Source organism: Bacillus sp. AM 13(2015), from assembly GCF_001518755.1.
GTDB classification, from domain to species: Bacteria; Bacillota; Bacilli; order Bacillales; family Bacillaceae; genus Bacillus; species Bacillus safensis.
The window spans coordinates 69,060-82,715 of record NZ_LKCP01000008.1 but is presented as its reverse complement, the minus strand read 5'-3'; the positions used below and the strand labels follow the sequence as shown (position 1 = coordinate 82,715).

Sequence of the window (13,656 nt, the reverse complement as noted above, 5' to 3'; positions counted from 1 at the left end):
TCCACTTTTCCTTCATCAGCAATTCAAGACCTCTTACTTATCTGATTGTTTGCCTGCTGCGTCTCTTTCTACTTTCATATTAGAGACTGAGATGTAGCCTTGGTCTTTAACGATTTCTTTTTGTACTTCGTCACTCATAAGGTAATCTAAGAATTGTTTTGCTAGACCTTCCGGCTCACCTTTTGTGTAAGAGTGCTCGTATGCCCAAATTGTATATTTACCGCTTTCTACATTGCTTTCTTCTGGTTTCACACCATCAATGCTAAGCGGTGTAATTTTGTCATCTGTTAAATAAGAGAATGCTAGGTATCCAATTGCACCTGGTGTTTCTGCAATCAGTTTTTTTACTGTGTTTGAAGAATCTTCTGTGATTCCTTCTGCAGGTGTTGCACCATCAAGTGCATATTTCACAAATGTTGCACGAGTTCCTGAAGAATCAGGTCTGTTAACAAGCGTGATTTTTTGGTCTTTCCCGCCAAGCTCTTTCCAGTTTTTGATTTTACCAGTGAAGATTTTTTTCAATTCGTCCTTTGTGATGTCTTTGACACCCACTTCAGGGTTAACAGCTGCGGCCATTCCAACAACTGCTACTTTGTGGTCTTTTAAAGCTTTTGCGTCGATTCCGTCTTTCTCTTCAGCGAATACATCTGAGTTACCAATTTGTACAGATCCTTCTGAAACTTGAGAAAGTCCTGTTCCTGAACCGCCGGCTTGTACTTGAATATCGGCTTTTGGATGTTTATCCATGAATTTTTCTGCTGCCGCAAGAACTAAAGGCTGCATCGCAGATGATCCTGAGATGGTAATGGAACCTGATGCCTCATCTTTGTTTGAAGCATTTCCTTTACTGTCTTTTGAATCTCCGCTTGAGCTGCTGTTTCCGCATGCTGTGACGAATGCTAACAATGCGATAGTAAGGAAAGTAAGCAGCCATAATTTGTTCTTTTTCATTTCAAGAATACCCCCTGAATAATTTGTCCTACGAGTAATACATTAAAGGTTCTTTATTAATTTCGTTTAAATGGAATGTTAAGGTTTTGTAAATGTCGAAGTTTTGTAGAGAAATTGCGGCGTTTTTTATGAATTTTGTCAATTTATATCGGAATTTTTGAAGAAAACGTAAAAAAACGCCCACAAAAAGTGAGCGTTTTTACCTATGAAAGGTCTAGTTATTTGTTTCTGCTTCATTTTCAATTTTGTTTTTGTTTTTCGCCTGTGTATCATTGCTTTCCTGTTTTGATTTCAGTTCAAAGTACTTGTCTAATACTTGTTCCCCAATATCATTTGTAATTGGATAGCGCTGATTATAGTCTTGATACACCCACGGGACGACAACGGAAATGGCCACTTCTGGATTATCAGCAGGCGCGTATGCTACAAGAGTTGTGTTATACGTCGGTGTACCGCGCTTGCTTTTAATTGGACCGTCATAGAATGATTGAGCGGTTCCTGTTTTGCCAGCTGGATTATACTTTTTGTTGCCAAAGTTTGAATAGGCTGTCCCTCTTGGGTTCTGCATCACAAGCTTGAAGCCTTGCTGGACACGCTTGATTTGATCACTTGTCATGTCTAGCTTATTCAATACATCCGGTTTAACGGATTCTGTCACAGCTCCAATGCCGCGCTGCGGATCTGGCTCTCTCACTTCTTTGACAAGCTGCGGACGTAAACGATATCCCCCATTTGCAATGGTTGAAACGTATTGCGCCATTTGCAGCGGTGTAAACGTATCATACTGTCCTATCGCATAGTCAAGTAAAAGGCCCGATTGTGTAGACGTTCCTCTGTAGCCCGTTGCCTCGTTTGGCAGGTCAATACCAGTTTTGACGCCAAGGCCAAATTTACTGAAATTGTAGCGGAACGTATCAAATGCTTTCGGATCAATTGGGAGCGGCTGATTCTTACGATATTCGCTTTTCCCAATGGCGATCGCTGTTTTGAACATATACACGTTTGATGAACGCTCTAGTGCTGTTAAATCATTAATGAGTCCCATATTTTGATAGGATTTCTTTGGCGGTGACTGGGCGATATAGAGAGGTTCATCATATTGGGTACTTCCAATATGAATAGCGCCTGTTTTATATCCGGTCAGTACCGTTGCCCCTTTTACAGCTGATCCCATCGCATATGAGGATGTCATCGTTCCTAATGAGTAGTCATCGAACTTGTATTTTCCGTTTTTGTTTGAAATCTGCTTACCCGCAACAGAGAGAACCTCTCCATTTCTCGGGTCCATCATAACAACAAATGCGCGATCAAGAAGCTCAGTTCCCCCTCTTTGTTTCGCACTTCTCAAGTTCTTTTCAATAATTTTTTCAACCGCTTTTTGCAGCTGAATGTCAATTGTCAGCACAAGGTCTTTCCCGCTCTTACCTTCAGTTAACACTTTAGAGCTTGTGACATTGCCCTGTTTATCAGTTGTACTCTGTTCTTTTTCCTTTTGACCCTGCAGGACATCTTCATATTGATATTCAAGATAGCTTTTTCCTACACGGTCATTTCGGCTGTAGCCGAGTGATAGATAATGCTCAAGAAGTGACTGCGGAAGACCTTCATCACTCGAAGACACACTGCCAAGCATACTGCGGAGCAGTCCTTTATACGGATAGCTGCGTGACCAGTCTGTCGTCACATCAACACCTGGCAGCTCGTCCAAATGCTCAGAGACGTAAGCAATTTCGCTCGGCTTTACATCTTCATTTTTAATAAATTGAGGCGTCAGTGCATAGCCTCCATCCATCTGCCTTTTAATGGCAAGCACTTGTAAATCTTTTTTCGTCAGTTGATTTAATTCCTTGTCTGTGATGCGTTTTAGCTGAAGCTCATATAGTTTATCATCAGAGACCTTATCGTCACCCTTTAATTCTGATTCCTTTTGAACAAGCTTTTTCGCTTCATTCGGATGCGTTAAGATCCAGAAATCTTTTTTGTCCCGATCTGTGATTTTTTTCGTACTCACATGAATCATATCCGCTAATTTTGATGCCACTTTGAGTCGCTCTTCTTGTGAAGTCGTCGAGGTTCTCGTATATGTAATGGCATTTAGCGCTTTATTGCTGACAATCGTATTGTAGTTTCGGTCGTAAATTTTTCCGCGCGGAGCAGATGAGCTGACATTCACATCCTCTTGTTTCTCTGCCTGCTTTTTATAATCTTCTCCATTGACAATTTGCACAAACCCGAGTCTAACGACAACGCCGGTAAAAATAATAAACGCAGCTAAAAATAATAAATTCAGCCGGATCGGAAGTGTTTTGCGCCCTTCCTTCGCGTCTTTTTTGTTTTTCTTGTTTCTCATCACATCACCTTTTCTATCAAGAAAGAAATGGCACCCCTTTTTGTGTTTAAAAGGTGCCATCATCATTTTAGCGGTTTTTTTATCATTTATCTAGAAATTTGATGTTCCATTGGTAAGAAATTTTACCTTTCTCCCTTAATAAGGTTCGTGTGAGAAACTGGCTTTTGACCGTCAGCCTCTTTCATATCAGCTGTTTTTTCTTTCAAATGAATATCTTTTACAAAATAATAAATGAGGGTATGTCCCGCCCCGAGCACTACAAGAGATGCTGGGATTCCGAGCTCATCACCTAGTAAGGTGACAGACAGCAGGAACAAAACAATCGAACTAATACGGCCGGCATTTAAAAATAACTCTCTGACCACAATATATTCAATTCTGGCCTTTCTGGCATACCTTGCATGGCCGATGACATCATATGTTAAGGATACATAAGGAACAAGCAGGAGCGGATATCCTATTGCAATCGCTACCGCATACATGAGAAGTGAAACATAGGACAAGTGGAAGACGATTAAAAACAGGGCGCCGTATAAAATCAGACCGCCAAGCATAATCGCCTTCTTCCGCCACTTTTTCTTAATCAAACGTGTAGCGAAGAAATAAGCAAAAAACGCAACACCTGAATTCACTAAACCAAACGTCCCGAGAGCAAGCTCGCTGTTTGTTGCAATAAACACGAAGACACTGATTAAGAAGACAAAGACCCCTTCACGAAGCCCTTGAAAAAAGTGTGCTGATGTAATCCTACGCCAGTTCTCGTCTGCATGGCGTTCTTTCCAAATTTGTTTGATGATAAATTTGCCTTTTGACTGTCTTCTTTTGAGGAAAAAGCTCATCACAACCGCTAGTGAAAACAAAAAAAGCGATAATGTGAAAATGACTGTGTAGCCTGTATCATCCGTTAACTGAGAAATGACAATCCCCGCAATGAGAGGACCGATCATGCCGGCAGTTGAGGAAAGCACCCCGAGAAACCCATTAAAGAAGTCTCTTGTTTCAGGCTCGGTGATCTCAAAGGTGAGTACGTTAAAAGCAAGCCAGTAAAAACCATAGCCAATCCCAAGGACACTTCCCAATAAAACAAGCCGTGCGGCCGCTTGTTCTCCTGCCATTAAAACAATTAAATAAAAAGCGGCTAAAAAGATGACACCGAAACGAAGGACAAACGCCCGGTCTATTTTTTTAGCGAGCCGGCCAGCGAATAAAAACGTAATGGGCTGAAGCACCACAATGGCCAAGTTATAAATCGCAAGATCCGTGAATTTCCCAGACTGTTTCCATAAGTACACATTTACAAACGTATTTGAAAGCGCTATGGCAAGTGCGTATAACCCGCCAATCGTGAGGAGGAGCAATAAATCTCTTGTAACATCCATGTCCCCGAACATTTTCTTTAATCTGCTCATACAATTCATTCTCCTTTTCTACACAATAGTCTGTCTCATCAAAAGGCAGATATGTAAAAAAAGGAGGGAAAATATAAAAAGACCTGCTTCTCTTGAAAGCAGGTCTTTTAGAATCAAATCATTATTTTGCTTCGCTGTAAAGGCGAGCTACTTCATCCCAGTTCACAACATTCCAGAATGCTGAAATGTAATCAGGACGACGGTTTTGGTAGTTTAGGTAGTAAGCATGCTCCCAAACGTCTAGTCCTAGAATAGGCGTTTTTCCTTCAGTTAAAGGAGAATCTTGGTTTGGCGTGCTTGTGATTTCAAGTTTTCCGTTGTTCACAACAAGCCATGCCCAACCAGAACCAAAGCGTCCTGCAGCTGCTGCAGCGAAATCAGATTTGAATTTTTCAAATCCGCCTAATTCTTTTTCGATTGCATCTGCAAGTTCACCAGTTGGTGCGCCGCCACCGTTTGGTGAAAGAAGCGTCCAGAATAATGAGTGGTTCGCATGTCCTCCGCCATTGTTACGTACAGCTGTACGAATGTTTTCAGGCACTGAGTTTAAGTTAGCCACTAGCTCTTCAATTGATTGATCTTCAAGAGCTGATACACCTTCGATTGCTTTGTTTAAGTTTGTTACGTATGTGTTGTGGTGTTTTGTGTGGTGAATCGTCATTGTTTCCTTGTCGATATGTGGTTCTAATGCATCGTAAGCATATGGTAATTCTGGAAGTTTAAAAGCCATGGTTAAATTCCTCCTTAAAATGTATGTACTGAAATGCTTCCTTTGTAAGTCAGCAATTCACCCTACTCAAAGAGTATCAAAAGAAACAGCTTGTTTCAACGTTATTGCTCATGTTCTGAAACATTTCAGTGTTTATTTTGTATTTAGCCCTTTAGATAAAGTTTTAAACACCCTTTTTCAACTTAGCGAAGGACATAAAATAAAAAGATGCCCAGCATCAGCGCCTGAATCAATCCTTTTGCAAAAACACCTGATACAAATCCAATTAATGAACCTAATCCGACTTTCACACTCGTCTTCAAATCTTTTTGATGAACAAGGAGCTCTGCAATGACACTTCCGAGAAATGGACCAATAATAATTCCTGCAATGGGGATCACAAAAGGACCAGCCAATAACCCAATGGTGCTTCCCCATATAGCAGCCTTGCTGCCGCCAAAGCGCTTGACCCCAATAAGGTTTGAGACATAATCTGCCGCAAATAAGACGGCAGTAAACATCGCTTGAATGAGCCAGAACGTCAGTGTAAGCGGCTCGAAGCTAAAGAAGAAACCATATAGAATAAATCCGAGTACCATAAAAACCACACTCGGGATAATTGGATAAACCAGTCCAACAAACGCAATGATAAATGCACAGCCAATCAGTATCCAATAAAGCACGTCCAAGACCCTGCCGCCTCCTTTTTATATGCTGTATACATTATGCCTCATTCCTTCTATCTTAACCAGTGATGAGGGCCATACTTGTACTTGATGGATAGACATTGATACAATATGAGAAATAGAAAAGAATGTAGGAAGTGAATGGGTATTGAACGTATTTAATCTATTGTTAAAAGGAATTTATTCACCAAAAGATATTGCCAAAGCAAGATTTACAGGAATCGGTAAAGCGATTTTATTCATTTTTATCCTCTCAATTATCGCAGCAGTTCCGCAGGGATATCATATGAGCCAAGAGATCTCGAATGCGATGTCAGGATTTCAGCACGTGATCAAAAAAGATTTACCCGACTTTTCAATTGAAAAAGGAAAGCTTCAAGCGGATCAAAGTGCACCAATAGAAAAAGAAGAAAACGGCATTACGATCATCTTTGATCCTGCTGAAAAAATAAAAGCAAGTGAACTTGAATCAAAGCAAACAGCCATCGCTTTATTAAAGGAAAAAGCAGTGATTGCGATTGATGGGCAAATGACAGATATTCCATACCAGCTCCTTGGCGGAACGCTGACAAAAGACGAACTTGCTCGCGTCACAAATCAGAACCAAGCGATTATTATCCCTGTCATCTGTGTACTGCTATATTTATCAACTGCGGCTCTCATGTTTATTAGCGCAACATTCCTTGCGATGCTTGGTACATTTATTAAACGAATGCAGCAAAAAGAGCTGTCTTTCCAAATGCTTTGGAAGCTCTCCGCTTATTCACTCACATTAACAACGGTCTTTTTCGCTATCATGAGTGCATTAAACACGCCTGTTGCAAACTCATTTTTATTAAATTGGGTCATTAACTTTATCTTTTTATATCTTGTTGTAAAAGAAATACCTGCCAAAAAAAGCAAATGATCCATCACAATGAAAGCTCCCCCGTCTCGGAGGAGCTTTTTATGTATGTTCATGCACTAGGACTCATCTGGATGGATGATCGCAAATAAATAATGATCCTCCCACACGCCATTAATCTTTACTTTTTTACGATTTAGTCCCTCATTTTCAAAACCTGTCTTTTCAAGTACACGAATGGAACCCTTGTTACTCGGCTTTACTCCAGCCTCAATCCGGTGGAGATTCAACTCAAAAAAGGCATAGTCAATGATTAAACGAATGGCTTCTGTCATATATCCTTTTCCGCCCTGCCTTTGATCGAGTACATACCCGAGCCAAGCTCCTTCTATCGGACCTCTTACGACAGAACTTAAAGAGATCGTCCCAATTAAGGCACCTGTTTCATTTAAGAAAATACCATGCATGTATGATTCATCTTGTTCACTTCTTTGCCTACTCCGCTGAATTCGTTCAATTTGACGAGGTAACGTGAAGAAATCATCTTTGATCAAAGGTGTAAATTCCTGAAAATATGAGCGATTCTCAAGCTCTAATGTTAACAGTGATTCTGCATCATTTTCTGTTAGTGTTCTCACATATATATGCTGACTAACTTTCTTCATTAAATCTCCCCCCTTTCTTATTTTATCATAATCGTCATATGAGATTGCTCTCCTATTTACACCAACGACCCAAGCAGTTTTATTACAAGACATACTAGAACTAACTAGAACCATCCTTTCCAGCTTTTCTCCTCTTTTTGGTTCTATCATTTCAGCATATGCATAGACTGAAGTAAACTCTTAAAAGCGGTGAGTAAAATGCGGCGAATTCTTTTTTTACTAATCAGTTTGTTTGTCCTCTTTATTATCTTTTTTGATTTAAAAAATGGAACCATTCCTGTTGAGGAAAACCCAGCCGTTCCAGCAAGTGCCCTTCAAACAGCTGAGAAAAAGACATATAAGAACGTCACGGTAAAACAAGGTGAAACGGTCCTCTCCATCGTACATACAAGCAAGCCACTTGATGATGTCATTAAAGATTTCGAGGAGCTGAATCAAGGTGTGAAAGCGAACGAAATCAGAGCAGGCAGCACATATAAGTTTCCTGTCTATAAGAGATAAAACGTTAATTCCTTGTCATTCATACAAAGAGACTGTTACAATATGAACTGTAAAACACGACGTACACAGCAAAGAATTGCTTGTACACTAAGGAGCGATTGACAAGTGAGTGAAGTCACACATCGTACTAAAACGCGTCCCGTCAAAGTGGGACCTTTAACTATAGGTGGAAATAATGAGGTTGTCATTCAAAGTATGGCAACAACCAAAACACATGATGTCGAAGCGACAGTCGCTGAAATTAAACGTTTAGAAGAGGCAGGCTGTCAAATCGTGCGTGTCGCATGTCCAGATGAGCGTGCAGCAAATGCAATTGCGGACATTAAAAAACAAATTAACATCCCGCTTGTTGTGGATATTCATTTTGACTACAAGCTTGCACTGAAAGCGATTGAAGCAGGCGCAGACAAAATCCGAATCAATCCAGGAAACATCGGAAGAAGAGAAAAAGTCGAAGCTGTTGTCAAAGCAGCAAAAGAAAAAGGCATTCCAATTCGTATTGGGGTAAACGCTGGTTCATTAGAGAAAAAGATTCTTGATAAATACGGCTACCCAACTGCAGATGGTATGGTCGAAAGTGCACTGCATCACATTAAAATTCTAGAAGACCTAGACTTTCATGACATCATCGTCAGTATGAAAGCATCTGATGTAAACCTTGCAATTGAAGCATACGAAAAAGCGGCGAAAGCCTTTGATTATCCTCTTCATCTTGGGATTACAGAATCAGGTACGTTATTTGCAGGTACAGTCAAAAGTGCAGCTGGACTTGGCGCTATTTTGAATATGGGGATTGGGAACACACTCCGTATCTCATTAAGTGCTGACCCAGTTGAGGAAGTAAAAGTAGCACGTGAATTGTTGAAATCATTTGGTCTTGCATCAAATGCAGCAACTCTGATCTCCTGCCCAACTTGTGGACGAATTGAAATTGACCTTATCAGCATTGCAAATGAAGTCGAAGAATATATTTCTAAAATCAAAGCTCCGATTAAAGTAGCAGTCCTCGGCTGCGCTGTAAATGGTCCAGGTGAAGCGCGTGAAGCAGATATCGGCATCGCAGGTGCTAGAGGCGAAGGATTATTGTTCCGTAAAGGTGAAATTGTTCGTAAAGTACCTGAAGAAACAATGGTCGAAGAACTGAAAAAAGAAATCGATAAAATCGCTGAAGAACATTATGCGAAAATGGAAGCTGAAAAAGAAAAACAAGCGAATGCATAACAAAAAACGCCTGACGTCATTGTCAGGCGTTTTTCTGTCCTTGTTAAAAGAACGGGGTAATAAATATGCCTAGGATGACGGAAACAATTCCGATCCCGATTGACCACGCGCCAAGCGCATGTGCTCCTTTTCTTCTTGCAATATAACCAACGACGATTGCCGCTACCCCTAATAGCACCGGCAAGACAAATAATGAGATAATCGCAATCGCGAGTGCTGTATAGCCTATCCCCTTACTGCCCGAATCGTCACCTGCATGGTCACGTCCTCGTCTATCTTCTCGATCTCTTGATGCTTGATATGGCTCTGCAATTTCAGCAGCTGTTTCCTCTAAATAGCCATCATCATTACTAAAGTGTGTGTCGATTTCACGATCATTTCTTCTGAAATCCTCGTCTCTTTCCATGATCAATTCCCCCTTTTGGTTAATAGAAAGGAGCTTTTTTAGTATGAGCAAAAATGTCTGTTTCATGTTTGCTAAAACTTGCTGGAATTGTGAAATGATTATGTTACACTTTAAGAGTATAAAAATGAGGAGTGTGGGCATGTTACGTTTAGGAATTGATATTGATGGTACAGTGACGGCGCAGGACACTTTTGTTCCCTATTTAAACGAGTCGTTCCAATGTGCCATGACACTAGATGATATGACAGAATATGATTTGACGAAGCTTTTAAAGATTTCTCAAGAAGAATTTTGGGGCTGGATGAATGAGCATGAGCCTCTTATTTATAAACAGGCAAAGCCTGCTGAGGGTGCTAAAGAAATCCTCGACCAAATGAAGCAGCAGCACAAATTGATTTATATTACAGCAAGAAGGCAGCAGCATTCAGATATCACCTACAAGTGGTTTCAAGAACATGACGTGCATTATGATGACATTGAGCTGGTTGGCGGTCATCATAAGCTGGAAGCCGTTCAAAAGCACAAGATTGATGTATTTTTTGAAGACCATCACGGCAATGCCACAATGATTGCAAAAGAGGCAGACATCCCGGTTATACTTTTTAACTCCCCTTATAACCAGATGCCAATTGACGACAGAATTATTCGCGTAAACAACTGGCACGAAGCGTCTCAATGGATCAAACAATATGAACAAAGTCTGCAAGCTGCTTATTAAGGTAGAAAAGCCGATACGTTTAATGTATCGGCTTTTTCGATGGAGCAAGCTGCCCTTCTTTCATGAGGAAATGGTACAACGCTCCCTTCATGCCTGCCTGATTCAAGTAATAACACGTTTCCAGCTTCACCTGAATGTTCTTCCACGCAGGCAGTGTATGTAGGTGTTTCTCAATACTTGATAGTAAATCTGGTCTTGCGCTCACGCCGCCGCCAATGAGAATTTTTTCTGGATTGAGGACGGTTGCTACATTGTAAATGCCAATGGCGATTCGCTTGTACCACTGATCCACCAGGTTTTCAATGGACGGATCGTGCTTCGCCTTTTCAAAAATGTCTTGGCCGTCTATTTGTGTACTTTGCGGAATTCCTTGCTTTTCTTTATAGCTGCGAATGAGACCAGCCGTTGAAGCGCTGCTGTTGAGTGTTGTAAATTGTCCATTGTCTGTTTCTGTCAGCATCATGCCAAATTCACCGCCGCGAAAGGAAGCCCCGCGCACAAGCTGACCACCAGCGAAAATACCACCGCCAACACCTGTGCCAAGCGTCATACAAATAAAGCTGTCACACTCTTTCGCATGGCCGCTATATTTTTCTGCGAGAGCTGCACAGTTCGCATCATTTTCCACTTCTACACGAAGAGATGTTTTCTCTTCTAAAAGTGTTTTTACATTTTGACCATTTAAGGCGATAATGGCGCCTGCAAATTCTGTAAAACCTGATTCACTGTCCACAAAGCCTGGAAGACTGATGGCGATACCCCTGACATTCTGCTTCCTTTGATAATCCCTGACCACACCCGCCATTGCTTCTAAAAACGGTTCAAGCTGCCGGCAGTTCGTCTGATAGTCACCGCTAGTGACCAGCTTTCCATCCTGATCCATTAATCCATGTTTCGTTCTCGTCCCGCCTACATCAAACACGACGTAATAAGCCACTTTTGACCCCTCCCTTTACTCCAAAAGACTCAAATTGCACGCTGTAGTACCTTGATCTCATTTTAATGAAACAGCCACTCTTTGTAAAACGTTTTCAAAAGACAAAACAAAAAAGCCAGCTTCACGGCTGGCTTTTTCACGAGTGAACTTCCTTCGGTTCGCAGGAAGGACACGTTCCGTATATTTCAAATTTATGTCCGCTAATATGATAATCCTCTAGATCGGCGTCAAGCTTGTCCATAGGACAGGCATCGATTTCTTTTGTTTTCCCGCATGTAAGACAAATAAAGTGATGGTGATGATGGGAAAATGAACATTTGAAACGGAATAATTTCTCCCCTGACAATTCCGTAGTTTCTAATATTCCAAGGTCTTCATATAGTGACAAGTTTCGATAAATTGTATCAAAGCTAAGACCCGGGTAATCTTCACTTAGTGCCGTCAGCACATTTTTAGCGGTCAAGTATTTATCAGAATCAGAAAACAATTGAAGCATATCTTCACGTTTGCTTGTATATTTGTAGCCTTTTTCCTTTAATAAATCAAGCGCTTCTTGTACGTTCATGTTGATTCCCCCTTCTGAATTTCCCAATACTAATACACCCGATTAAAATCAAAATAGACAGCATCACAATGGTTCCGCCTGGCGCTAAATCAAGATAATAGCTTAAAATCAATCCGGCTAATACCGACAATTCACCAAACAAGATCGAAAGGAAAATCGCCTGTTTAAATCCTTTGGCAATGCGGATACTTGCCGCAACAGGAAGCGTCATGAGCGCCGACACAAGCAGTGTACCGACGATACGCATCGATGCCGCAATGACAAGTGCAACGACTAAGATAAAAATAAAATGAATCCATTTTGCTGAAATACCAGAAGCCTTTGCATGCTCTTCATCAAAAGAAAGCAAAAATAATTCTTTATATAAAAGCACAACAACTAACACAACAACGAGTGAGATCCCTACAATAATCCAAAGATCGAGTCTTGACACCGCACTGACACTTCCGAACAAATAACTAAACAAATCTGTATTAAAGCCATTCGCTAGTGAAATGAAGATGACGGAGATCCCAATACCCCCAGATAAAATAATGGGAATGGCCAGCTCCTGATAATGCTTATACACGGAACGCAGACGTTCAATAAACAATGAACCAGCAACAGAAAAAGCCATCCCTAAGTACAGCGGGCTTACCCCTGTCAAAAGGCCAAACTTTTTATCAAGAAATAGACTTGCCGCAATACCGGCAAGTGATACGTGACTGAGGGCATCTGCAATAAGCGAGAGCCTTCTGACGACAATAAATACACCAAGTAAGGGCGCAATAAAACCAATCAATAACCCTGCGATAAACGCATTTTGTAAAAATTCATAATGAAAAAATGGAAATAGCATTATTCATGTCCCCCATGATGGTGATGGTCGTGATGAATCACTTGAATGTCATGCCCGTAAAATTGGGATAGCGCCTGATCATCCATTGAATCAAACGCTTCTGCATCCCCGTGGAAATGCAGTGTCTGATTTAAACAAGCCACATGGGTGACTTTATCGGAAACGGTGCCAACGTCGTGTGTGACGAGAATTAAAGACATTCCTTTTTCTTTGTTCAATGTTTCGAGCAGCTGATAAAAGCCTTCTACTGTCCGCTGGTCTACCCCAACTGTGGGCTCATCCAAAATGAGCAGCTTTGGCTGACTGACAAGCGCACGGGCAATAAATGCGCGCTGCTGCTGACCGCCTGATAGCTCCCCGATGTTTTGATGCTTTAAATCTTGTATACCAACTGAGCGAATGGCATCTTCCACTTGCCATTTATCCTGCTTGCTCATTCGTTTAAACAAACCAATTTTCGCGGTCAATCCGCTTGCGACGACCTCATATACAGAAGCAGGGAAACCCGTATTGAAGCTATTCGCCTTTTGAGAAACAAATCCAATTTGATCCCAGTCTCTAAATTTTGAAACAGGCGTGCCAAATAGCTTTAATTCACCTTGCTGCGGTTTAATAAGTCCGAGCAGGCATTTTAATAAGGTTGTTTTACCAGAACCATTCGGTCCAACAAGTGCTAGAAAGTTTCCTTCCTCTACTGTTAAATGAATGTGATCAATAACATTTCGCTGTCCATATGAGTACGAAATGTCCTTCATTTCAATGATTGGCTTTGCCATGAATCTTTCCACCTTTAATCAATATAAAAAGAATGATTACGATTTATACAACAAAAAGAAAATGGCTTTTGCCATTTTCT

Annotated in this window: 15 protein-coding genes; 4 read left to right on the top strand and 11 right to left on the bottom strand. The window is 41.0% G+C overall.

Annotated features, from left to right (window positions below):
• Nucleotides 1–33 precede the first annotated feature (33 nt).
• From AOQ70_RS01655 to AOQ70_RS01635, 5 genes are all read right to left on the bottom strand, one after another.
• Nucleotides 34–951, bottom strand: a complete 918-nt coding sequence (locus AOQ70_RS01655) for a phosphate ABC transporter substrate-binding protein (protein WP_047202306.1) — start codon at nt 949–951, stop codon at nt 34–36.
• A 214-nt stretch (nt 952–1,165) separates the two neighbouring features.
• Entirely contained in the window at nt 1,166–3,301 is a 2,136-nt protein-coding gene (locus AOQ70_RS01650; RefSeq protein ID WP_039183202.1) for a peptidoglycan D,D-transpeptidase FtsI family protein, read from the bottom strand.
• Between the two features lie 122 nt (nt 3,302–3,423).
• Nucleotides 3,424–4,710, bottom strand: coding sequence for an MFS transporter (locus tag AOQ70_RS01645; protein ID WP_059374618.1), 1,287 nt, complete (start codon nt 4,708–4,710; stop codon nt 3,424–3,426).
• Between the two features lie 121 nt (nt 4,711–4,831).
• The gene (gene sodA / locus AOQ70_RS01640; RefSeq protein ID WP_007501264.1) at nt 4,832–5,440 is read right to left on the bottom strand and encodes a superoxide dismutase SodA; all 609 of its coding nucleotides are present in this window, start codon (nt 5,438–5,440) and stop codon (nt 4,832–4,834) included.
• Nucleotides 5,441–5,622: 182 nt separating this feature from the next.
• Nucleotides 5,623–6,108, bottom strand: coding sequence for a DUF456 domain-containing protein (locus AOQ70_RS01635; protein ID WP_039180001.1), 486 nt, complete (start codon nt 6,106–6,108; stop codon nt 5,623–5,625).
• A 145-nt stretch (nt 6,109–6,253) separates the two neighbouring features.
• Here AOQ70_RS01635 and AOQ70_RS01630 point away from each other — a divergent pair, with 145 nt between their 5' ends.
• Complete coding sequence (locus tag AOQ70_RS01630; RefSeq protein WP_041117993.1) at nt 6,254–7,012, top strand: DUF1189 domain-containing protein; 759 nt, start codon at nt 6,254–6,256, stop codon at nt 7,010–7,012.
• 56 nt (nt 7,013–7,068) lie between these two features.
• Here AOQ70_RS01630 and AOQ70_RS01625 read toward each other — a convergent pair whose 3' ends face one another.
• Nucleotides 7,069–7,614 (bottom strand): GNAT family N-acetyltransferase, encoded by a 546-nt coding sequence (locus AOQ70_RS01625; protein WP_047202309.1) that lies wholly within the window; start codon nt 7,612–7,614, stop codon nt 7,069–7,071.
• Nucleotides 7,615–7,812: 198 nt separating this feature from the next.
• Here AOQ70_RS01625 and AOQ70_RS01620 point away from each other — a divergent pair, with 198 nt between their 5' ends.
• Both AOQ70_RS01620 and ispG read left to right on the top strand, forming a co-directional pair.
• Nucleotides 7,813–8,115, top strand: a complete 303-nt coding sequence (locus AOQ70_RS01620) for a hypothetical protein (protein ID WP_039180007.1) — start codon at nt 7,813–7,815, stop codon at nt 8,113–8,115.
• A gap of 105 nt (nt 8,116–8,220) precedes the next feature.
• Entirely contained in the window at nt 8,221–9,336 is a 1,116-nt protein-coding gene (gene ispG / locus AOQ70_RS01615; protein ID WP_024423001.1) for a flavodoxin-dependent (E)-4-hydroxy-3-methylbut-2-enyl-diphosphate synthase, read from the top strand.
• Between the two features lie 43 nt (nt 9,337–9,379).
• Here the strand turns inward: ispG and AOQ70_RS01610 are convergent, their stop codons facing one another.
• Complete coding sequence (locus AOQ70_RS01610) at nt 9,380–9,742, bottom strand: DUF308 domain-containing protein (RefSeq protein WP_039180010.1); 363 nt, start codon at nt 9,740–9,742, stop codon at nt 9,380–9,382.
• 139 nt (nt 9,743–9,881) lie between these two features.
• Between AOQ70_RS01610 and AOQ70_RS01605 the strand changes: the two genes are divergently transcribed.
• Nucleotides 9,882–10,460, top strand: a complete 579-nt coding sequence (locus tag AOQ70_RS01605; RefSeq protein ID WP_039180012.1) for a 5' nucleotidase, NT5C type — start codon at nt 9,882–9,884, stop codon at nt 10,458–10,460.
• A 19-nt stretch (nt 10,461–10,479) separates the two neighbouring features.
• On the opposite strand, the gene AOQ70_RS01600 is transcribed toward AOQ70_RS01605, so the two are convergent.
• The 4 genes from AOQ70_RS01600 to AOQ70_RS01585 form a co-directional block, all read right to left on the bottom strand.
• Nucleotides 10,480–11,397, bottom strand: coding sequence for an ROK family protein (locus AOQ70_RS01600; protein WP_047202311.1), 918 nt, complete (start codon nt 11,395–11,397; stop codon nt 10,480–10,482).
• 136 nt (nt 11,398–11,533) lie between these two features.
• Nucleotides 11,534–11,962 carry a Fur family transcriptional regulator gene (locus AOQ70_RS01595; protein ID WP_003217433.1) on the bottom strand — a complete coding sequence of 143 codons (429 nt, stop codon included), beginning with the start codon at nt 11,960–11,962 and terminating at the stop codon, nt 11,534–11,536.
• Nucleotides 11,940–12,800: a metal ABC transporter permease gene (locus tag AOQ70_RS01590; protein ID WP_024423005.1), complete on the bottom strand. Its 861-nt coding sequence runs from the start codon at nt 12,798–12,800 to the stop codon at nt 11,940–11,942. The genes AOQ70_RS01595 and AOQ70_RS01590 overlap by 23 nt, the downstream gene beginning before the upstream one ends.
• Complete coding sequence (locus tag AOQ70_RS01585) at nt 12,800–13,576, bottom strand: metal ABC transporter ATP-binding protein (protein WP_024423006.1); 777 nt, start codon at nt 13,574–13,576, stop codon at nt 12,800–12,802. Before AOQ70_RS01585 ends, AOQ70_RS01590 begins: the two co-directional genes overlap by 1 nt.
• Nucleotides 13,577–13,656 lie beyond the last annotated feature (80 nt).

Coding starts and splice junctions, on each gene's coding strand:
- AOQ70_RS01655 (WP_047202306.1), bottom strand. CDS start 951: ATGAAAAAGAACAAATTATGGCTGCTTACTTTCCTTACTATCGCATTG.
- AOQ70_RS01650 (WP_039183202.1), bottom strand. CDS start 3,301: ATGAGAAACAAGAAAAACAAAAAAGACGCGAAGGAAGGGCGCAAAACA.
- AOQ70_RS01645 (WP_059374618.1), bottom strand. CDS start 4,710: ATGAGCAGATTAAAGAAAATGTTCGGGGACATGGATGTTACAAGAGAT.
- sodA (WP_007501264.1), bottom strand. CDS start 5,440: ATGGCTTTTAAACTTCCAGAATTACCATATGCTTACGATGCATTAGAA.
- AOQ70_RS01625 (WP_047202309.1), bottom strand. CDS start 7,614: ATGAAGAAAGTTAGTCAGCATATATATGTGAGAACACTAACAGAAAAT.
- AOQ70_RS01620 (WP_039180007.1), top strand. CDS start 7,813: ATGCGGCGAATTCTTTTTTTACTAATCAGTTTGTTTGTCCTCTTTATT.
- AOQ70_RS01610 (WP_039180010.1), bottom strand. CDS start 9,742: ATGGAAAGAGACGAGGATTTCAGAAGAAATGATCGTGAAATCGACACA.
- AOQ70_RS01605 (WP_039180012.1), top strand. CDS start 9,882: ATGTTACGTTTAGGAATTGATATTGATGGTACAGTGACGGCGCAGGAC.
- AOQ70_RS01595 (WP_003217433.1), bottom strand. CDS start 11,962: ATGAACGTACAAGAAGCGCTTGATTTATTAAAGGAAAAAGGCTACAAA.
- AOQ70_RS01590 (WP_024423005.1), bottom strand. CDS start 12,800: ATGCTATTTCCATTTTTTCATTATGAATTTTTACAAAATGCGTTTATC.
- AOQ70_RS01585 (WP_024423006.1), bottom strand. CDS start 13,576: ATGGCAAAGCCAATCATTGAAATGAAGGACATTTCGTACTCATATGGA.